Source organism: Nonomuraea sp. NPDC048901 (assembly GCF_040649695.1).
Lineage (GTDB): Bacteria > Actinomycetota > Actinomycetes > Streptosporangiales > Streptosporangiaceae > Nonomuraea.
Genome location: NZ_JBEZFW010000018.1, coordinates 14,943 through 32,811, shown reverse-complemented (window position 1 = coordinate 32,811; position 17,869 = coordinate 14,943). Strand labels below are relative to the sequence as shown.

Below are 17,869 nucleotides of genomic sequence, written 5' to 3'. Positions count from 1 at the left end.
CCGCTATTGTCGGCCTTGTAGGCGGAGGAGGCGAGTTCGTGCACGGCGCAGACACCGATGGTCGAGTGGTCGCCTCCGCGTGCACGATAGCCATTGACGATCTTCCAGACGGCCTCATCGTGACCGACAGATTCGGTTGCGTGCTGGCCGTCAACCGGGCCGCCGCGCGGCTCACCGGCGTCACCGTCGAGCGGGCGGTCGGCAGGGACATGAACGAGGTCTTCCCCTTCCGCGACCACGACGGCCGCGAGTGGTGGAAGGCCCTCGACCCCGAGGGCGGCCTGCGCACTCGCAGCAGGGTGCCCGAGCGCCCCATCCACCTGCCCGGCGGGCAGGAGCTCTACGTCGCGGCCCGGCTGTCCCGCGAGCCCGAGCGGTGCGGCGACGTCGACCGGGTGACGATCACCCTGCGTGACGGCGGCGCCCGCGCCCGGCTGGAGCGCAGCCGCGCCGACCTGGTCTCCACGGTCGCCCACGAGCTGCGCTCGCCGCTGACCAGCGTCAAGGGCTTCACCGCGACGCTGCTGGCCAAGTGGACCCGCTTCACCGACGAGCAGAAACGCGTCATGCTCGAGACCGTCAACAACGACGCCGACCGCGTGACCAGGCTTATCACGGAGCTGCTCGACGTCTCCCGCATCGAGTCGGGCCGGCTGGAGCTGCACCGCCAGGTCGTCGACGTGCCCGCCAGAGCGCGGCGCATCATCGCGGGCCGCGTCGCGGCGGGGGAGGCCGAGGACCGCTTCCGCCTCGTCGTCGGCGACCACCTGCCCGAAATGTGGCTGGACCAGGACAAGGTCGACCAGATCCTCGGTAACCTGATGGAAAACGCGGTGCGCCACGGACGCGGCACCGTCACCATAGACATCGAGTCCGTCGGATGGGGAGTTGCCGTGTCGGTGCGCGACGAGGGCGAGGGCATCGCGCCCGAGCTGGCTCCGCGCGTCTTCCGGCAGTTCTGGCGCGGCAACAGCCGCCGGCGCGGCGGCACCGGGCTCGGCCTGTTCATCGTGAAGGGCCTGGTCGAGGCGCATGGTGGCACGATCACCGTGCAGCGCGCGCCCGAGGGCGGGGCGGAGTTCCGATTTACCGTGCCCACCGGCACACCCGACTTCGCCACGGTGTAGTTAGCCAGGTGCGGTCCGCGCGGCCCGATTACGGGAAGCGGCGGGAGTCGGGCCCGGTGGGCGGATCCCACTAGACTCTGTCACGCTCAAGCCCTGGATACGGAGCTCACTCTTGTCTGACTACGACCCCGTCGAGGTGACACCGTTGCATGCCGACGAGGTGTCCCGCATGGAGGCCGACGCCCTGGCGGCGATCAAGACGGCCGGCGACCTCGACGCACTCAAGCAGGCGCGGCTGGCCCACGCGGGCGACCGCTCGCCCATCGCGCTGGCCAACCGCGAGATCGGCGCTCTGCCGCCCGCGGCCCGCGCCGAGGCCGGCAAGCGCGTCGGCGGCGCCCGCAAGGCGATCAACGAGGCGCTCGCCGCCCGGCAGGCCGAGCTGGAGGCCGAGCGCGACGCCCGGGTGCTCGTCGAGGAGGCCGTCGACGTCACCCTGCCGTGGGACCGGCAGCCGCGCGGCGCCCGCCACCCGCTGACCACCATGCAGGAGCGCATCGCCGACACCTTCGTCGCGATGGGCTACGAGGTGGCCGAGGGCCCCGAGCTCGAAGGTGAGTGGTTCAACTTCGACGCCCTCAACATCGCCAAGGACCACCCGGCCCGCTCCGACCACGACACTTTCTTCGTGGAGTCCACCGAGTCGGGCATGGTCCTGCGCACCCAGACCTCGCCGGTGCAGATCCGCGCGCTGCTGCAGCGGGGCGCGCCGTGCTACGTCATCTCGCCGGGCAAGGTGTTCCGCACCGACGAGCTCGACGCCACCCACACCCCCGTCTTCCACCAGGTCGAGGGCCTGGCGATCGACGAGGGGCTGACGATGGCCCACCTCAAGGGCACGCTCGACCGGTTCGCCGAGGTCATGTTCGGCGAGGGGATCACCACCAGGTTCCGGCCCAACTACTTCCCGTTCACCGAGCCGTCGGCCGAGATGGACCTCAAGTGCTTCGTCTGCCGCGGCGCCTCGGCGATCCCCGGCAACCCGCCGTGCCGCACCTGCAAGTCCGAGGGCTGGATCGAGTGGGGCGGCTGCGGCATGGTCAACCCGCGCGTGCTGATCGCCTGCGGCGTCGACCCGTCGAGATACTCGGGTTTCGCGTTCGGCATGGGCATCGAACGCACGCTGATGTTCCGCCACAACGCTGAGGACATGCGCGACATGGTCGAGGGAGACGTGCGCTTCACGCTTCCGTTCGGATTGGAGATCTGATGAAGGTCCCGCTCTCCTGGCTGCGGGAGCACGCCGATCTCCCGGCGGTCACCGCACAAGAGGTGGCCGACAAGCTCACCGCGGCCGGGCTCAAGCTCGAGTCGATCACCTCCCACGGCCACGACGTGAAGAACGTCGTGGTCGGCGAGGTGCTCGAGATCGAGGAGCTGACCGGTTTCAAGAAGCCGATCAGGCACTGCAAGGTCGAGGTCGGCGAGGCGATGCCGCGCGAGATCGTCTGCGGCGCCACCAACTTCGCCGTCGGTGACCGCGTGCCGGTCGTGCTGCCGGGCGGCGTGCTGCCCGGCGGCTTCGAGGTCGGCGCGCGCAAGACCTACGGGCGGCTGTCCGAGGGCATGATCTGCTCCGAGCGCGAGCTCGGTCTCGGCGACGACCACGGCGGCATCATGGTCCTGCCCGCCGGCACCCCGATCGGCGCCGACGTGGTCGAGCTGCTCGGGCTCCGCGACGACGTGATCGAGCTGGAGATCACCCCCGACATCGGTTACGCCCTGTCGGTCAGGGGCGTGGCCCGCGAGGCCGCGACCGCCTTCGAGGTGCCCTTCCACGACCCCGCCGACGTCGAGCTGCCCGCCGCCGACGAGCAGGCGTGGCCCGCCTCGATCGGCGACCCGACCGCCTGCGACAGGTTCGTGCTGCGCGAGGTCACCGGCTTCGACCCGGCCGCCCAGAGCCCGCTCTGGATGCGCGTACGCCTGACGCGGGCCGGCATGCGGCCGGTGTCGCTGGCCGTCGACATCACCAACTACCTGATGCTGGAGCTCGGCCAGCCGCTGCACGCCTTCGACCGGGCCAAGCTCACCGGCGAGATCGTCGTACGCCGGGCCGGGCAGGGCGAGCGGCTCGAAACACTCGACCACGTCACCCGCGAGCTCGACCCCGACGACATCCTGATCACCGACCAGTCGGGCCCGATCTCGATGGCGGGCACGATGGGCGGACTGGAGACCGAGATCTCCGGCGAGTCGACCGACATCGTCATCGAGGCCGCGCACTTCTCGGCGACCGGCATCTCCCGGGAGTCGCGCAGGCACAACCTCGTGTCCGAGGCGTCCAAGCGGTTCGAGCGCGGCGTCGACCGTGAGCTGCCGCTGGTGGCCTCGTGGCGGGCGGTGAGCCTGCTGGCCGAGCTGGGCGGCGCCACCGTACGGCCGGGTCTGACGCACGCCGAGGTCGACGTCGAGCCGGCGCGCATCGCCATTCCGGCGAGCCACCCGGGCGACGTGGCCGGCGTGCCCTACTCCAAGGAGACCGTCGTACGCCGCCTGGAGCAGGTCGGCTGCGTCGTGACCGATGGCGACGACCCGGCCGTGCGCAGGGGCGGCGTCGACCCGACCGGGGTCGTGACCGGCGGCGAGCTGGCGGCCAAGCTGGCCGTCACCGGCGACGACATGCTCACGGTCACCCCGCCGTCCTGGCGGCCGGACCTCACCGACCCCAACGACCTGGCCGAAGAGGTCATCCGCCTCGAAGGCTACGAGCGGCTGCCCTCCGTGCTGCCCAAGGCTCCGGCCGGCGCCGGGCTGACCGAGGGGCAGCGGCTGCGCAGGCGGGTCGGCCGGACCCTGGCCGCCGCCGGTTACGTCGAGGTGCTCGCCTACCCGTTCATCAGCGAGGGCGACTTCGACGCGCTGCAACTGCCCGCCGACGACGCGCGCCGCCGCGCTCTGCGGCTGGCCAACCCGCTGGCCGAGGACGAGCCGCTGCTGCGCACGACGCTGCTGCCGGGGCTGCTCAAGACCCTGGTACGCAACGCCGGGCGGGGCTTCTCCGACGTGGCCCTGTTCGAGTCGGGGCTGGTCTACCGGCCGCGCGAGGGAGCGCCGGACACCGCGCCGGTGCTGGGTGTCGAGCGCCGGCCCAGCGACGACGAGCTGGCCTCGATCGCCACGGCTCTGCCCGACCAGCCGCACCGGGTCGCGGTCGTGCTGGCCGGCGAGTTCGAGCGGTCCGGCTGGTGGGGCCAGGGCCGCCAGGAGTGCTGGGCAGACGCCGTACAAGCGGCCCGGCTGGTGGCGGCCGAGGCGGGAGTCGAGCTGTCGGTCATCGCCGACCAGCACGAACCGTGGCACCCCGGCAGGTGCGCCGCCCTCTACGTCGGCGACACGCTCGTCGGCCACGCCGGCGAGCTGCACCCGCGCGTCGCCGAGGCCTACGGACTGCCGCCGCGCACCTCGGCGATGGAGCTGGAACTGTCCAAGCTGGACTCGGCCATGCCGGGCCCGGTCGACGCGCCGGCCGTCTCGTCCTACCCGGTCGCGACCCAGGACGTGGCGCTGATCGTGCCCGACTTCACGCCGGTCGCCGACGTGGAGGCGGCGCTGCGTGACGGGGCGGGCGAGCTGCTGGAGTCGATCCGGCTGTTCGACGTCTACGCGGGGGAGCAGGTGGGGGAGGGCAACAAGTCGCTCGCCTACACCCTGCGCTTCCGCGCCGCCGACCGGACGCTGACGGTGGAGGAGACGACGGCGGCTCGTGACGCCGCCGTGGCCATGGCCGCCGACCGCGTCGGCGCCCAGCTCCGCAGCGCCTGACCGTCCAGTCGCCACGAGGTCCGGTACGGTCCGCCGTACCGGACCTCACGCATGAGTCCCCCAAACAGACTCGCGCATGAGTCCGGTGTACGCGACCTCGCGCAGGAGCCCGGCGTATCGGGCCGCACGCATGAAAGGCCGGAGATGAGGCATCTGCTGGTGTTCGCCGAGCGTGACGACGCCGAGGAGGTGGCGGAGGCGCTGGGCGAGCGGTTCCCCGCGCTGGGGACACCCCAGGTGGTGCGGGAGACGCTCGCCGGAGAGGACGACGCCGAGGACGCGCAGTGGCTGGTCGTCCTGGAAGGGCTCGACGAGGGCGGCCTGCCGGAGGTCGACGCCCTCGTGGAAGACCACGACGGCTGGCGCGAGCCGGGCTGACCACAGCGTGCCTCAAGGCGGTGGAGTGGGCTGACCACAGCGTGCCTCAAGGCGGTGGAGCGGGCCGGCCGCAGACAGCGGCTCCAGGCGGTGCGGCGGGCCGGCCACAGCCGTGGCTCCAGGCGGGCAGCCGCGCCTAGGCGGTGAGGCGGCTCTCTCGGCGCGCCTTCTCGGTCAGCGCGTGCTCGTCGGTGCGCGAGTCGTACCCGCGGAACTTCGGCAACACCGCCGCCAGCCCGGCCACCGCCGCGACGCACAGCACGCCGCCCGCGCCCAGGGAGAACCGGGCGCCGCCCCACTGCGCCATCAGCCCGGCCCGGGCGTTGCCGAGCATCGGGCCACTGGCGTAGGACAGCAGCTCGATGCCGGCCAGTCTGCCCCGCAGCTCGTTGGGGATCGTCTGGTTCCACATCGTCATGCGGAAGATGCCGCTGATCATGTCGGCCGCCCCGGCCAGCGCGAGGCAGAGGAAGATCGCCCAGACGTTCGGGATCACCGCCGCCAGTGCCATCGCGGCACCCCAGAGCGTCGCGGCGATGATCACGCCCATGCCCTGGCGGTGGACGCGCGCCGTCCAGCCGCCGGTGAGCGAGGCCACGAGGGAGCCCACCGCACCCGCCGAATAGAGCAGCCCGAGCGCCTGAGGCGCGCCGAGCTGGTCGGCCAGGAACGGGAACAGCGCCGTCGACATCGCGAACAGCATGGCGGCGATGTCGACCAGGTAGGTGCCGACCAGGTCGCTCCGCCCGGCCGCGTAGCGCACACCCTCCACCAGCGAACTCAGCGACGCGGGCGTGGCGTCCTCGGCGGGCGGCACGGCCTTGATCCGCCACAGCAGTATCAGGGAAAGGACGAAGCTCACCGTGTCGAGGCCGTAGGCGACGGCCGTGCCGAACGCCGACACCAGCAGCCCACCGAGCGCCGGGGCGACGATCGCGCCGAGGTTCCAGCGCAGGTTGGCCAGCACCGCGGCCGCGGCGAGCTGGTCGTGCCTGACCACCTGCGGGATCAGCGCCTCCAGACTGGGCCGCTGCAGGCAGCCCACGCCCATCGCCAGGGCGCCGACCACATAGAGCACCCAGACCTGCGGGTGGGGGAGCAGCGAGTTGACCATGAGCAGCCCCGAGGTCACCATCAGCCCCAGCTCGCTGAGCAGGATGACCGTGCGCCGGTCGAGCGCGTCGGCGATGGCGCCGCCCCACAGCCCGCACACCACCATCGGCACGAACTCGGCCAGGCTCACCAGACCGACCGCCACGTAGGAGCCGGTGAGCTCCTTCATCTGGTACGGCACCGCGACCATGGTGATGAACGTGCCGAACATCGTGATGACACCGGATGCCATGAGCAGCCGATAGTCACGCGAGTCGCGCAGCGGGCCCAGGTCGGGTGCCAGCCCGCGGAGCAGGCGTTTCAGTTGATCGGCCACGAGATCTGATTCTGCGTCGCGGCCCTCGGCACGGGCAAACGGTTTATGCCATGGCCCATGGCACGGGCAAGCGGTTCATGCCGTGGCCCATGGCACGGGCAAGCTCCGGCACAAGGCCGGGCCCCCGGAGAGTCTCCAGGGGCCCGGCGAAGCGATGTCGCCTGGTGAAGCAGTCTTCAGGCGGCGGGCACCTTGTCCAGGAAGCCCAGGACCCTGGCGATCCGGCCGTCCGCGGCCAACTGCACCACGTCGAACCCGACCACCACCGGCTCCTCACCCGCCGGGCCCAGGTGCCAGGTGAACCGGGCGATGTCGTGGTGGGCGTCGTACACCTCACCGGGGCTGAACACGAAGCCCGGGAACATGCCCTGCGCGCCCTCGATCAGCGCGGCGAGCCCGGCGTGCCCTGAGACCTCGGCCAGCGGATCGGTGTAGGTCGCGTCCTCGGTCCAGACCTCGGCCACGGCCTTGGCGCGGGCGTCGGCGTCGGTCTCGTTCCAGGCGGCGATGTAGCGGTCGACCAGTTCGTTGTTCATGATCTTTCTACCTTTCGGGGGTTATTGAGAGAAGGAGGGGGTCAGCGGAGCCGGCGGAGGCCCATGATCTGCAGCTCGGCGAAGACGCCGACCACGAGAGCCTGGCCGATCGCCCACACCGCGCCGGGCGTGGTGAACTCCGTCATCCCGGTGACCACGGCGGCCACGCTGCCCACGGTCCAGACGGCGTTGAGCGCGATCACGGCCTTGGTCGCCGCCAGGCTGATCACGTGGCGGCTCGCCAGCAGGCCGACCGCGGCGCCGTACGCGAGAAGGAAGACGCCGATCGCCCTGAGCAGGCCCGCGTCCGGGCCGAGCAGGTCGCTCGCGGGGCCGGCGGCGGCGAGGTAGACGAGCCCGTTGACACCGGTGACGACGGCGTCGGAGGCCAGCGCCAGGCGCAGGAACCTGGCCCGGTCGGTCAGAGTGAGGGCGGTCATTTCGGCGCTCCCTTCGAGCGGTTCGTTCGGACATGAGAACCATGTCAGCGGGGGTGCGGGCGCCGCGATTACGCCAGAGGTAATGCGCGCGCTTATCTCCGGCTCCACCTGGGCCGCGGCTCTCAAAAGACTGTCCCGAGGGAGATCTTTAGCGGTGCGCACTCCGAGCCGCCCGCGTGCGCGGCATAGTGGTCAGCCCGGCGCGGGACGGTGTTCTCCCAGGTCGGGGCGATGGGGGGTCGCAGTGGGTCTGTGGGGAAAAATCCGGAAGACGGGGCGGATGGCCGAGCCGCCGCTGGAACGCGGGAAAGATTGCGAAACGTCCGAGCTGTCGGGATCGGTGCAGATCCGCCACGTGGACGCGGGCTCGTGCAACGGCTGCGAGGTGGAGATCGCCTCGGTGTTCGGGCCGGTCTACGACGCGGAGCGCTATGGCGCCCGCCTGGTCGCCTCACCGCGGCACGCCGACGCGCTGCTGGTCACCGGGCCGGTCACGCGCAACATGGAGATGGCGCTGCGCCGCACCTACGAGGCCGTGCCGGAGCCGCGCATGGTGATCGCGCTGGGCGACTGCGCGCGTGACTGCGGGGTGTTCGCGGGCGCGTACGGCGTCGTGGGGGCGGTGGGTGACGTGGTCCCGGTCGACATCGAGGTGACCGGGTGCCCGCCGCCGCCCGAGGCGATCATCGAGGCGCTGCGCGGGATGACCGGGCGATGATCCTCTACGCGTGCGCCCTGGGCCTCTGCCTGGCCGCCGCCCTCCTCGCCCTGCCGCGCCCACGCGCGATCACCGTCGCGGCGGAAGCGATCACCGCGCTGGCCGGCGTGGTGGCGGCCGTGGCGGGGGTGCGGGCGACGCTCGGCCACGGCTGGTCGGCCTGGCTGCCCGACCTGCTGCCTCTGAGCGGCCTGCGCCTGGCGCTCGACCCGCTCGGCGGCCTGTTCACCGCCATCACGGGCGCGGTTACGGTGTGCGCGGCGATCCACGGCATCGGCTCCGGCACCGCGGTTCTCGTGGCCGGGTCGGCGGAGTCGCAGGCGGTGGCCGGGGCCAGGCCGACGCGGGCGGTCATGCCGCTGTTCGTGGCCGCGCTGCTGCTGGTGCCGGCGGCTGACAGCGTGAGCACGTTCCTGTTCGGCTGGGAGCTGATGGCGATGACCTCGCTCCTGCTCGTGGCGGCCGAGCACCGCGACCGGCCGTCGGTCAGGAAGGCCGCGCTCTGGTACGCCGTCATGACCCACCTCGGCCTGGTGACGATCATGTGCGGCCTCTGCTACCTGGCGGCCGGAGCCACGGGCGACGGCTTCGACCAGCTGCGCGCCGCCGAGCTGTCGCCCGTCGCCAAGGACGTGATCTTCCTGACCACCCTGGCCGGGTTCGCGGCCAAGGCCGGGATCGTGCCGCTGCACGTGTGGCTGCCCAGGGCCTACCCGGCCGCGCCCGGTCACGTGTCGCCGCTGATGAGCGGCGCCATGGTCAACATGGGCGTCTACGGCGTGGTCAGGGTCGGCCTCGACCTGCTGCGCGGCGGCCCCGTCTGGTGGTGGTGGATCGTCCTGGCGCTCGGCGCCCTCTCGGCGCTGTACGGAGTGCTCCACGCGGCCATGGCCACCGACCTGAAGCGGCTGCTCGGCTACTCCTCCACCGAGAACATGGGCCTGGTGCTCATCGGCGTCGGCGCGGCCGGCTTCTTCGCGGCCGACGGCGCCGGCCCGCTGGCCGCCCTCGCCCTCACCGCGGCCCTGCTGCACGTCGTCAACCACGCCGCGTTCAAGACGCTGCTGTTCCAGGCGGCCGGCTCGGTCCATCGGGCCACGGGCACCAGGGATCTCGACGCGCTCGGCGGCCTGCGCACCCGCATGCCGTACACCACGGCCCTGTTCGCCGTCGGCGCCCTGTGCGCGTCGGCGCTGCCACCCGGCAACGGCTTCGTCAGCGAATGGCTGCTGCTGCAGAGCCTCATCCACGCGCTGCCCGCCTCGGGGGTGGCGGGCGCGGTCACGATGCCGCTGGCCGTGGGCGCCATCGCGCTGACGGCGGGGCTGGCGGTGGCCACGTTCGTGAAGGCGTTCGGCGTCGGGTTCCTGGCCCGGCCGCGCAGCCCGGGCGCCGAACGGGCGGTGGAGAGCCCGCGTACGGCGATCTGCGGGACGGCGCTGGCGGCGGCGGCCTGCCTGCTGCTCGCCCTCGACCCCGCGCTGGTCCTGCCCGCGCTCACCGAGGCCGTCACGGGGGTGATCCCCGCGAGCCGGCCGGTCACCGGGGAGGTGACGCTCCGGCTGAGCGCGATCACCGGCTCGATCTCGCCGGTCCTCATCGCGCTGGCGCTGGCCGGGGCCGTGACGGCGGTGCTGTCGCTGGTCCGCGCGGTGGCCGCCCGGCGCCCACGCCGGCCGGCCCGCCTGTGGGACTGCGGCGCGGGACCGGTCTCGGCCCGCATGGAGTACACCGCCACCTCCTTCGCCGAACCACTCCAACGGGTCTTCGTCGACGCCCTGCAACCGGAGAGCGCCATCGACGTGACGGCCGTCAAAGAGTCGGCCTACCTGGTCCAGCGGGTACGGTTCCGGGCCAGGGTGCCCGACCGGGTCGAACGGCGGCTGTACGAGCCGGTACTGGCCGCCGCCGTCAGGCTCGGCGCGCGGGCGCGGCGGCTGGCCGACGGCAGCGTCCACCGCTACCTGTCCTACGGCTTCTACGCGCTGACCGGCGTGCTGATCGTGCTGGCGGTGATCTCGTGATCGCCATGGTGCTGCAAGTACTCGTGGTGGCCGCCGGAGCGCCGCTGCTGGCCGGCCTGATGCGCCAGGTCAGGGCCCGCCTGGAGGGGCGCGCGGGCGCCGGGGTGCGGCAGCCGTGGCGCGACCTGCGCAAGCTGGCCCGCAAGGAGCCCATCGCCCCGCGCGGCACCGGCTACCTGTTCAGGGCGGCGCCGCCGCTGCTGGCCGGAACCACGCTGGTGGTCGCGGCGGCGGTGCCGCTGGTCACCGCCGCCTCGCCGCTCGACGGCGTCGCCGACCTGTTCGCGGTCGCCGCGCTGCTCGCGCTCGGCTCGGTGGCGCTGGCCCTGGGCGGGCTCGACACGGGCACCGCGTTCGGCGGGATGGGCGCCAGCCGGGAGATGACCGTGCTCGCCCTGGTCGAGCCGACGATCCTGCTGGCCGTCTTCGCGCTGTCGATCCGCGTGGGCACCACCGACCTCGGCGCGATCGTCACCGAGACCGCGAGCAGCCCGCTGTCGGTCATCTCCCCGGTGAGCCTGCTGGCCGCCGTCGCGCTCGCGGTGGTCACGATCGCCGAGTCGGGCCGGATCCCGGTGGACAACCCGTCGACCCACCTGGAGCTGACGATGATCCACGAGGCGATGATCCTGGAGTACGCCGGCCCCGACCTGGCGCTCATCGAGTGGGCCTCGGCGATGCGGCTCACGGTCATGCTCGGGCTGTTCGCCGCGCTGTTCGCGCCGGTCGGCATCGCCACCGCGGGCGCCGGGCCGATCATGCTGCTGGTCGCCGTGGTGGCGTTCGCCCTGAAGGTGGCGCTGTTGGGCGGCACGCTGGCGGCCGGTGAGGTGTTCATGGCCAAGCTGCGCCTGTTCCGCATCCCCGAGCTGCTGGCCGGCTCGTTCCTGATGGCCCTGCTGGCGGTCGCCGCCTCCTTCTTCCTGGCGTGAGTGAGATGACTGATCCCGTGTACGTGCAGGCGCTCGACCTGGCCTGCGGCGCCTTCCTGCTGACGGGGGTGCTGGTCCTGTGGCGGCGCGACCTGGCCGCGATCATCTGGCTGTTCGGGCTGCAGGGGGTGGCGCTGGGCGCCCTGATCGCGGTCAGGGGGCTGCACGAGGCCGACGTCGAGCTGACCGTGCTCGGGCTCGGGGTGGGGCTGCTGCGCGCGGTGCTCCTGCCCTACCTCATGCGGCGCGCGCTGGCGGCCGGCGAGGAGGGGCGCGAGGCCCGGCCGCACGTCAGCGTCGCCGCGTCGCTGCTGGTCACGGCCGTCCTGACGATGCTCGCGTACGCGGTCTCCCAGCCCCTCGTACGCCTGGCGCCCACGCCCGCCACCCAGGCCGTGCCGATCGCGCTGACCGTGCTGCTGGTGGGCTTCTTCGTCCTCGTCACCAGGAGGCGGGCGCTGTCGCAGGTGGTCGGGTTCCTGTTGATGGACAACGCCATCACCGCCGCCGCCTTCCTCACCACCACCGGGGTGCCGCTGGTGGTGGAGCTGGGCGTCTCCCTCGACGTGCTGCTGGCCGTACTGGCGCTGCAGGTTCTGACCACCCGGATGCGGGCCGCGTTCGGCGGCACCGACCTCGACGAGCTACGGGAGCTGCACGACTGATGGTGATCGTCCCGGTGGCGCTGCCGCTCGCGGCCGCCTGTCTGTATGCCGTGTTCGGCTGGAATCGCGTGACGGAGTGGCTCGGCGCCCTGTCCGCGGGCGGGCTGCTCGCCGCCGCCGTCCTGCTCGCGCGGGCCGGTGAGGGGAGCGGGCTGTGGGGGTTGCTGCGGGTGGACGCGCTCAGCGCGTACATGCTGATCGTGATCGGCGTCGTGGCGCTGCTGGCGATGCTGGCCAGCCCCGGCTACCTGCGGGCCGAGGCGGCCGCCGGCCATACGGGGTCGCGGGCCGCCCGTAGCTACGGGATCTTCACCCAGTGCTTCGTCGCGGCGATGGCGACGGCCGTGCTGGCCGCGAGCCTCGGGATGCTCTGGGTGGCGGTCGAGGCGACCACGATCCTGACCGCGTTCCTGGTCGGGCAGCGCCGCACCAGGAAGGCCACCGAGGCGGCCTGGAAGTACGTGGTGATCTGCTCGGTCGGCATCGCGCTCGCGCTGCTCGGCCTGGTGATGGTGCACTATGCGGCCGTACACGCCGGGCTGTCCTCGCGCGAAGGGCTCGACTGGGTCTCGCTCGCCGGGCACGCCGGGCGGCTGGACCCGGGGGTGACGCGGATCGCGGTGGTGCTGCTCGTACTCGGCTTCGGCGCCAAGGCCGGGCTCGCGCCGCTGCACGCCTGGCTGCCAGACGCCCACAGCCAGGCGCCCGCGCCGGTGTCGGCGCTGATGTCCGGGGTGCTGCTGTCGGTGGCGTTCTACGCGATCCTGCGGGTCAAGGTGGTCTCCGACGTGGCGCTCGGGGCGGGGTTCTGCCGGATGCTGCTGATCGTGGTGGCGCTGGCGTCGCTGGCCGTGGCGGCGGCGCTGCTGATCGGGCAGCGCGACTTCAAGCGGATGCTGGCCTATTCGAGCATCGAGCACATGGGGCTGATCGCGCTCGGCGCGGCCATCGGCAACGGGCTGGCGCTGGGCGCGGTGTTGCTGCACATCCTCGGGCACGGGCTGGGCAAGTCGGTACTGTTCATCGGCTCGGGACGGATCCAGCAGGCGGCCGGGAGCAGCAGCGTCGACGCGGTGCGCGGGCTCGGCGGGCGGGCGCCAGGGCTGGCCGCGGCCTTCGGGCTCGGGCTGCTGGCGCTGCTGGGGTTGCCGCCGTTCAGCCTGTTCGCCAGTGAGCTGGGGATCGTGCGGGCGGGGTTCGCGGCCGGGCTCGGCTGGGCGGTGGCGCCCGCGCTGGTGCTCATGCTGGTGATCGTCGCCGGGGTGGGCAGGGTGGCGGCCCGCATGCTGCTCGGCACCGCGCCACCGGGCTTGGAGGAGGGGTCTGGCGGGCGGTCGCGTGGCGCGGGTGTGGCGCTGGTCGTCGGGCTGGTGGCGTGCGCGGTGCTCGGAGTGACGCTTGGGCCGCTCCGGCCGCTCCTGGAGTCCGCCGTGACCATCGCGACCGCCGGACCGCCGCTGAGCGCCATGGGAGGTGCGCGATGACGGCCACGCTCCCGCTGGTCGCCGAGATCGGGCCAGGCGAGCTCGCCGGGTGCGTCGCCGAGCTGCTGGCTCTGGGACACCGCGTCGCGCTCGTGGCCGCGCACGCCGAGGACGACGGCTTCCGGCTGGTCTACCTGTTCACCGCCGCCCGTCCGGCGAGGCGGGCCGAGCTCCACGTACGCCTGACCGAACCCGCCGTACCCAGCCTGGCCACCCTCTCCTTCCCGGCCGGGCGCTTCGAGCGGGAGATCCGCGACCTGTACGGCATCACCCCCGAAGACCACCCGCTGCCCAGCCGCCTGGTCCGCCACCACCACTGGCCCAGAGGCTGGTACCCGATGCTCCCCGACGCGGGCCCGCCCCCGTCGTTCGGCGACCCCGAGGGCCCGTACCCGTTCGGCGACGTGGAGGGCGACGGCGTCTACGAGATCCCGGTCGGCCCCGTGCACGCGGGCTGCATCGAGCCGGGCCACTTCCGCTTCTCGGTGGTCGGCGAGACGATACTCAAGCTCAAGGCCCGCCTGTGGTTCGTGCACAAGGGCCTTGAACAGCTCTTCGAGGGCCGCCGGCCGGAAGACGGGCTGGCCCTGGCCGAGCGGGTCTGCGGCGACACCTCGGTCGGCCACGCCCTGGCCTACTGCCTGGCCGTCGAGGAGGCCACCGGCACGGCCGTCGACCCCGACTCGCAGCGCGCCAGAGCCGTGCTGCTGGAGCTCGAACGCCTCTACAACCACGTCACCGACCTGGGCGCGCTCTGCAACGACGTCGCCCACAGCGTGCTGCAGGCCCACTGCGGCACCGTCCGCGAGCAGCTGCTGCGCGTCAACGCGGAGGTCACCGGCCACCGCCTGCTGCGCGGCGCGATCCGGCTCGGCGGCGCCGAGCCGCTGGCCCTGCCCGACACCGCCAGGCTCGCGGCGCTCGGCGCCGAGGTGGCCGAGATCGTCGGGCTCGCGCTCGGCCACGGCGTGGTGTCGGACCGCTTCACCGGCACCGCCGTGCTCACCGAGCGGGCCGCCGCGGACCTGGGCACGCTCGGCTACGTGGCCAGGGCCAGCGGGCTGGACGTCGACGCCCGCCGCGACCATCCGTTCATCGACCTGGGGCCGTTCCCGGTGGCGGTGCGGGCCGGGGGAGACGTGCTGGCCCGCTTCCAGGTCAGGGCCGACGAGATCGCCGCCTCGATCGGGCTGATCGAGAGGCTGGCGCACACCTCGGGTGACTGGAGCCTGCCGGACGGCCGGCGCGGCTCGGGCGTGGGCATCGTCGAGGGCTGGCGGGGCACGATCGTCCACCGCGTCGAGCTGGGCGCGGACGGCCGGCTGGCCAGAGTGAAGATCGCTGATCCCTCGTTCTTCAACTGGCCCGCCCTGCCGGTCGCGCTGGGCGGGGCGATCGTGCCCGACTTCCCGCTGGTCAACAAGAGCTTCAACCTGTCCTACGCGGGAAACGATCTCTAGCCGCCCAGCACCTCGCGGCGCAGGTGGGTCTTGAGGATCTTGCCGCCCGGGTTGCGCGGCAGCTCCGCGTCCCTGAACCAGATGTGCGCGGGGATCTTGAACTTGGCGATGCGTTCCGCCAGGAAGGACTGGAGCTCCTCGGCGGTGGTCGAGGTGCCCGGCTTGAGCCGGATCACCGCGCCCACCTCCTCGCCCAGCTCGTCGTGCGGGACGCCGATCACCGCGGCGTCGTCCACCGCCGGGTGCTCGAACAGGGCCGCCTCCACCTCGGCGCAGTAGACGTTCTCGCCGGCCCTGATGACCATGTCCTTGGCCCGGTCCACGATGTAGACGAAGCCGTCCTCGTCGATCCTGGCCAGGTCACCGGTGTGCAGCCAGCCGTCGACGAAGGTCTGCGCCGTCGCCTCCGGCTTGTTCCAGTAGCCCATGATGACGTTCGCGCCGCGTACGCACAGCTCGCCCACCTCGCCGGGCGGCAGCTCCTCGCCCAGCGGGCCGGACACCCGGACGTCGACCACGGCCGTGGGCAGGCCGATGCTGTCGGGCCTGGCCAGGTAGTCGGGGCCGGCGTTGCCGATGGCCAGGCCGGTCGTCTCCGTCATGCCGTAGCCGTTGGAGGCGGCGCGGTCGGGCAGGTTCTCGCCGATGCGCTCCAGCAGCTTCGGCGGAGCCGGTGCCCCGCCGTAGCCGAGGGTGGTCAGCGACGACAGGTCGTACTTGACGAAGTCGGGATGCGACATCAGCTGCCACGCGTTGGTCGGCACGCCGATCATCGCGGTGATCCGCTCCCGCTCGATGAGCCGCAGCGCCTGCCCGGGGTCCCACTTGTACATCAGGACCAGCCCGCCGCCCGCGAACATGGTGGTGGTCAGCGCGGAGAAGCAGCCGGTGACGTGGAACAGCGGCACGGTCAGCAGCGTCACCCGGCGCGTGCCCGTCGCCGCGGCGACGTCCTTGCCCGCCAGCGCGACCCCCCGGATCAGCCCGTAGGCGAGGGTCATCGGCGACTGGCCCAGGTTGCGGTGGCTGCCCAGCGCGCCCTTGGGCTGCCCGGTCGTACCGGAGGTGTAGAAGATCGTGGCCGGATCCTCGGGGGAGAGCTGGACGTCCGGCAGCGTCACATCCCCGCTGACCTCGCCCAGCACGTCGGCGAACGAGCGCGCGCCCTCGGGCACCTCGCCTCTGGCCACGATCATCGGCACGCCCGTGCCGGCGAGCCGGACGGCCCGCTCACCGTCCACGATCAGCACCTTGGCGTCACAGTCACGTACGCCGTAGGCCAGCTCCGACTCGGTCCACCAGGCGTTGAGCGGCACGGCGATAGCCCCGGCGGCGAGAGCGGCGGAGAAGGCCACCGCCCACTCCGGATAGTTGCGCATGGCCACGACCACCCGGTCGCCCTTGGCCACGCCGTAGTCGGTCACCAGGCGGTTGGCCAGCGTCGCCGCCCGCCTGAAGTGCTCCTCGAAGGTGATGTGCTCGTCCTCGTAGACGAGGAACTCCTTCTCGCCGTGGTATCTGCTCATCTCCAGCAGGGCGCGGAAGTGGGCCGGAGCGTGTTTCCAGGTCCGCACCCCCGTATCGCCGATCTCCTCCATCTCGAAAAGCTGGCCAGGACCGGTGAGCTGGGCTTGGACCTGGGCATGAGAAAGAGTCATGCGAAGTACTCCCGCGGTGGACGGCGCTATCGGATAAATCACAGTACCGACCGGTAGGTACGTCGCGCTAGAGCGCGAAATCCGGCTGAAACGGGGGGTTAACCGTCTCGCTATGTGAGCGCAATGGCGCGCCCAGCTTGCGTGTTCATGCCCTGGAGTGCATCATCGTCATAGTAAGGACATGAGTTTAGGTGCATGATTATGCAGGGGGTTGGGAATGAGAGCGGCGATCGCGGGAGCCAGCGGCTACGCGGGCGGTGAGCTTCTGCGCCTGCTGCTCGGGCATCCGGAGCTCGAGATCGGCACGCTCACCGCGGCCGCCAGCGCGGGCAGCGCGCTCGGCGCCCACCAGCCACACCTCCCGCAACTGGCCGACCGGATCATCGAGGACACCACCCCGGAAACGCTGGCCGGGCACGACGTGGTCTTCCTGGCCCTGCCGCACGGCCACTCCGCCGCCGTCGCCGCCCAGCTCCCCGAGAGCACGGTCGTCGTCGACTGCGGCGCCGACCACCGGCTCGCCGACCCGGCCGCCTGGCAGGAGTTCTACGGCGGCGAGCACGCCGGCACCTGGCCCTACGGCCTGCCCGAGCTGCCCGGCCAGCGCGAGGTGCTCAAGAGCGCCAAGCGCATCGCGGTGCCCGGCTGCTACCCGACCTCCGTCATCCTTGCCCTGCTGCCCGCCTTCGCCGCCGGCCTGGCCGAGCCCGACGTGGTCGTCGTCGCGGCCAGCGGCACCAGCGGCGCGGGCAGGTCGCTCAAGCCCAGCCTGCTCGGCAGCGAGGTCATGGGCTCGGTCAGCGCCTACGGCGTGGGCGGCGTCCACCGGCACACGCCGGAGATGGAGCAGGCGCTCGGCGCCGTCGCGGGCACCCCGGTCCGGGTGTCGTTCACCCCCACGCTGGCCCCGATGAGCCGCGGCATCCTGGCCACCTGCTCCGCCCCCGCCGCGCCCGGGCTGACCAAGGCCGCCGTGCGCGAGGCGTACGAGAACGCGCTGGCCAAGGAGCCGTTCGTCAACCTGCTGCCCGAGGGCACCTGGCCCGCCACCGCGATGACCTACGGCGCCAACACCGCCGCCCTGCAGGTGACGCTCGACGAGCGCGCGGGCCGCGTGGTCGCCGTCATCGCCATCGACAACCTCACCAAGGGCACGGCCGGAGGCGCGATCCAGAGCGTCAACCTCGCACTCGGCCTGCCGGAAGAGCTCGGCCTCCCCCTGACAGGAGTTGCTCCGTGAGAGAGCGCAGCGT

At 72.4% G+C, this 17,869-nt stretch carries 15 protein-coding genes; 11 read left to right on the top strand and 4 right to left on the bottom strand.

Going from position 1 to position 17,869, the window contains the following annotated elements; genetic code table 11:
* The first annotated feature begins 38 nt into the window (after positions 1–38).
* From AB0C30_RS44385 to AB0C30_RS44370, 4 genes are all read left to right on the top strand, one after another.
* A complete protein-coding gene (locus AB0C30_RS44385) occupies positions 39–1,127 on the top strand; it encodes a PAS domain-containing sensor histidine kinase (RefSeq protein WP_357955524.1) in 1,089 nt (362 codons plus the stop codon).
* A 169-nt stretch (positions 1,128–1,296) separates the two neighbouring features.
* Positions 1,297–2,337: a phenylalanine--tRNA ligase subunit alpha gene (pheS, locus tag AB0C30_RS44380; RefSeq protein ID WP_357955858.1), complete on the top strand. Its 1,041-nt coding sequence runs from the start codon at positions 1,297–1,299 to the stop codon at positions 2,335–2,337.
* Complete coding sequence (locus AB0C30_RS44375) at positions 2,337–4,892, top strand: phenylalanine--tRNA ligase subunit beta (protein WP_357955522.1); 2,556 nt, start codon at positions 2,337–2,339, stop codon at positions 4,890–4,892. Before pheS ends, AB0C30_RS44375 begins: the two co-directional genes overlap by 1 nt.
* A 144-nt stretch (positions 4,893–5,036) precedes the next feature.
* Positions 5,037–5,270 carry a hypothetical protein gene (locus AB0C30_RS44370; RefSeq protein WP_357654690.1) on the top strand — a complete coding sequence of 78 codons (234 nt, stop codon included), beginning with the start codon at positions 5,037–5,039 and terminating at the stop codon, positions 5,268–5,270.
* A gap of 136 nt (positions 5,271–5,406) precedes the next feature.
* Here AB0C30_RS44370 and AB0C30_RS44365 read toward each other — a convergent pair whose 3' ends face one another.
* The 3 genes from AB0C30_RS44365 to AB0C30_RS44355 form a co-directional block, all read right to left on the bottom strand.
* Complete coding sequence (locus tag AB0C30_RS44365; RefSeq protein ID WP_357955520.1) at positions 5,407–6,699, bottom strand: MFS transporter; 1,293 nt, start codon at positions 6,697–6,699, stop codon at positions 5,407–5,409.
* Between the two features lie 176 nt (positions 6,700–6,875).
* On the bottom strand, positions 6,876–7,235 hold the full coding sequence (locus AB0C30_RS44360) for a nuclear transport factor 2 family protein (protein ID WP_357955518.1): 360 nt from the start codon (positions 7,233–7,235) through the stop codon (positions 6,876–6,878).
* 41 nt (positions 7,236–7,276) lie between these two features.
* Positions 7,277–7,675 (bottom strand): hypothetical protein, encoded by a 399-nt coding sequence (locus AB0C30_RS44355; protein ID WP_357955516.1) that lies wholly within the window; start codon positions 7,673–7,675, stop codon positions 7,277–7,279.
* Between the two features lie 280 nt (positions 7,676–7,955).
* Between AB0C30_RS44355 and nuoB the strand changes: the two genes are divergently transcribed.
* From nuoB to AB0C30_RS44325, 6 genes are read left to right on the top strand one after another with little or no spacing between them, the layout of a single operon-like run.
* Entirely contained in the window at positions 7,956–8,393 is a 438-nt protein-coding gene (nuoB, locus tag AB0C30_RS44350; protein WP_357955514.1) for an NADH-quinone oxidoreductase subunit NuoB, read from the top strand.
* Positions 8,390–10,417, top strand: a complete 2,028-nt coding sequence (locus AB0C30_RS44345) for a proton-conducting transporter membrane subunit (RefSeq protein WP_357955512.1) — start codon at positions 8,390–8,392, stop codon at positions 10,415–10,417. The genes nuoB and AB0C30_RS44345 overlap by 4 nt, the downstream gene beginning before the upstream one ends.
* 5 nt (positions 10,418–10,422) lie before the next feature.
* Positions 10,423–11,349: an NADH-quinone oxidoreductase subunit H gene (locus AB0C30_RS44340; protein WP_357955510.1), complete on the top strand. Its 927-nt coding sequence runs from the start codon at positions 10,423–10,425 to the stop codon at positions 11,347–11,349.
* 5 nt (positions 11,350–11,354) lie between these two features.
* Complete coding sequence (locus AB0C30_RS44335) at positions 11,355–12,014, top strand: hypothetical protein (protein WP_357654682.1); 660 nt, start codon at positions 11,355–11,357, stop codon at positions 12,012–12,014.
* Positions 12,014–13,498 carry a proton-conducting transporter membrane subunit gene (locus tag AB0C30_RS44330; RefSeq protein ID WP_357955508.1) on the top strand — a complete coding sequence of 495 codons (1,485 nt, stop codon included), beginning with the start codon at positions 12,014–12,016 and terminating at the stop codon, positions 13,496–13,498. Before AB0C30_RS44335 ends, AB0C30_RS44330 begins: the two co-directional genes overlap by 1 nt.
* Positions 13,495–14,958: an NADH-quinone oxidoreductase subunit C gene (locus AB0C30_RS44325; RefSeq protein WP_357955506.1), complete on the top strand. Its 1,464-nt coding sequence runs from the start codon at positions 13,495–13,497 to the stop codon at positions 14,956–14,958. The genes AB0C30_RS44330 and AB0C30_RS44325 overlap by 4 nt, the downstream gene beginning before the upstream one ends.
* Here the strand turns inward: AB0C30_RS44325 and AB0C30_RS44320 are convergent.
* Complete coding sequence (locus AB0C30_RS44320; protein WP_357955504.1) at positions 14,955–16,616, bottom strand: class I adenylate-forming enzyme family protein; 1,662 nt, start codon at positions 16,614–16,616, stop codon at positions 14,955–14,957. The two genes, AB0C30_RS44325 and AB0C30_RS44320, sit on opposite strands and share 4 nt — an antisense overlap.
* Positions 16,617–16,827: 211 nt before the next feature.
* Between AB0C30_RS44320 and argC the strand changes: the two genes are divergently transcribed.
* Positions 16,828–17,856, top strand: coding sequence for an N-acetyl-gamma-glutamyl-phosphate reductase (gene argC / locus AB0C30_RS44315; RefSeq protein WP_357955501.1), 1,029 nt, complete (start codon positions 16,828–16,830; stop codon positions 17,854–17,856).
* The last annotated feature ends 13 nt before the right edge of the window (positions 17,857–17,869 follow it).

Excerpts from the sequence above, each read along its gene's own strand:
- pheS (WP_357955858.1), top strand. The coding sequence starts at position 1,297 with ATGGAGGCCGACGCCCTGGCGGCGATCAAGACGGCCGGCGACCTCGAC.
- AB0C30_RS44375 (WP_357955522.1), top strand. The coding sequence starts at position 2,337 with ATGAAGGTCCCGCTCTCCTGGCTGCGGGAGCACGCCGATCTCCCGGCG.
- AB0C30_RS44370 (WP_357654690.1), top strand. The coding sequence starts at position 5,037 with ATGAGGCATCTGCTGGTGTTCGCCGAGCGTGACGACGCCGAGGAGGTG.
- AB0C30_RS44360 (WP_357955518.1), bottom strand. The coding sequence starts at position 7,235 with ATGAACAACGAACTGGTCGACCGCTACATCGCCGCCTGGAACGAGACC.
- AB0C30_RS44355 (WP_357955516.1), bottom strand. The coding sequence starts at position 7,675 with ATGACCGCCCTCACTCTGACCGACCGGGCCAGGTTCCTGCGCCTGGCG.
- nuoB (WP_357955514.1), top strand. The coding sequence starts at position 7,956 with ATGGCCGAGCCGCCGCTGGAACGCGGGAAAGATTGCGAAACGTCCGAG.
- AB0C30_RS44345 (WP_357955512.1), top strand. The coding sequence starts at position 8,390 with ATGATCCTCTACGCGTGCGCCCTGGGCCTCTGCCTGGCCGCCGCCCTC.
- AB0C30_RS44340 (WP_357955510.1), top strand. The coding sequence starts at position 10,423 with ATGGTGCTGCAAGTACTCGTGGTGGCCGCCGGAGCGCCGCTGCTGGCC.
- AB0C30_RS44335 (WP_357654682.1), top strand. The coding sequence starts at position 11,355 with ATGACTGATCCCGTGTACGTGCAGGCGCTCGACCTGGCCTGCGGCGCC.
- AB0C30_RS44330 (WP_357955508.1), top strand. The coding sequence starts at position 12,014 with ATGGTGATCGTCCCGGTGGCGCTGCCGCTCGCGGCCGCCTGTCTGTAT.
- AB0C30_RS44325 (WP_357955506.1), top strand. The coding sequence starts at position 13,495 with ATGACGGCCACGCTCCCGCTGGTCGCCGAGATCGGGCCAGGCGAGCTC.
- AB0C30_RS44320 (WP_357955504.1), bottom strand. The coding sequence starts at position 16,616 with ATGACTCTTTCTCATGCCCAGGTCCAAGCCCAGCTCACCGGTCCTGGC.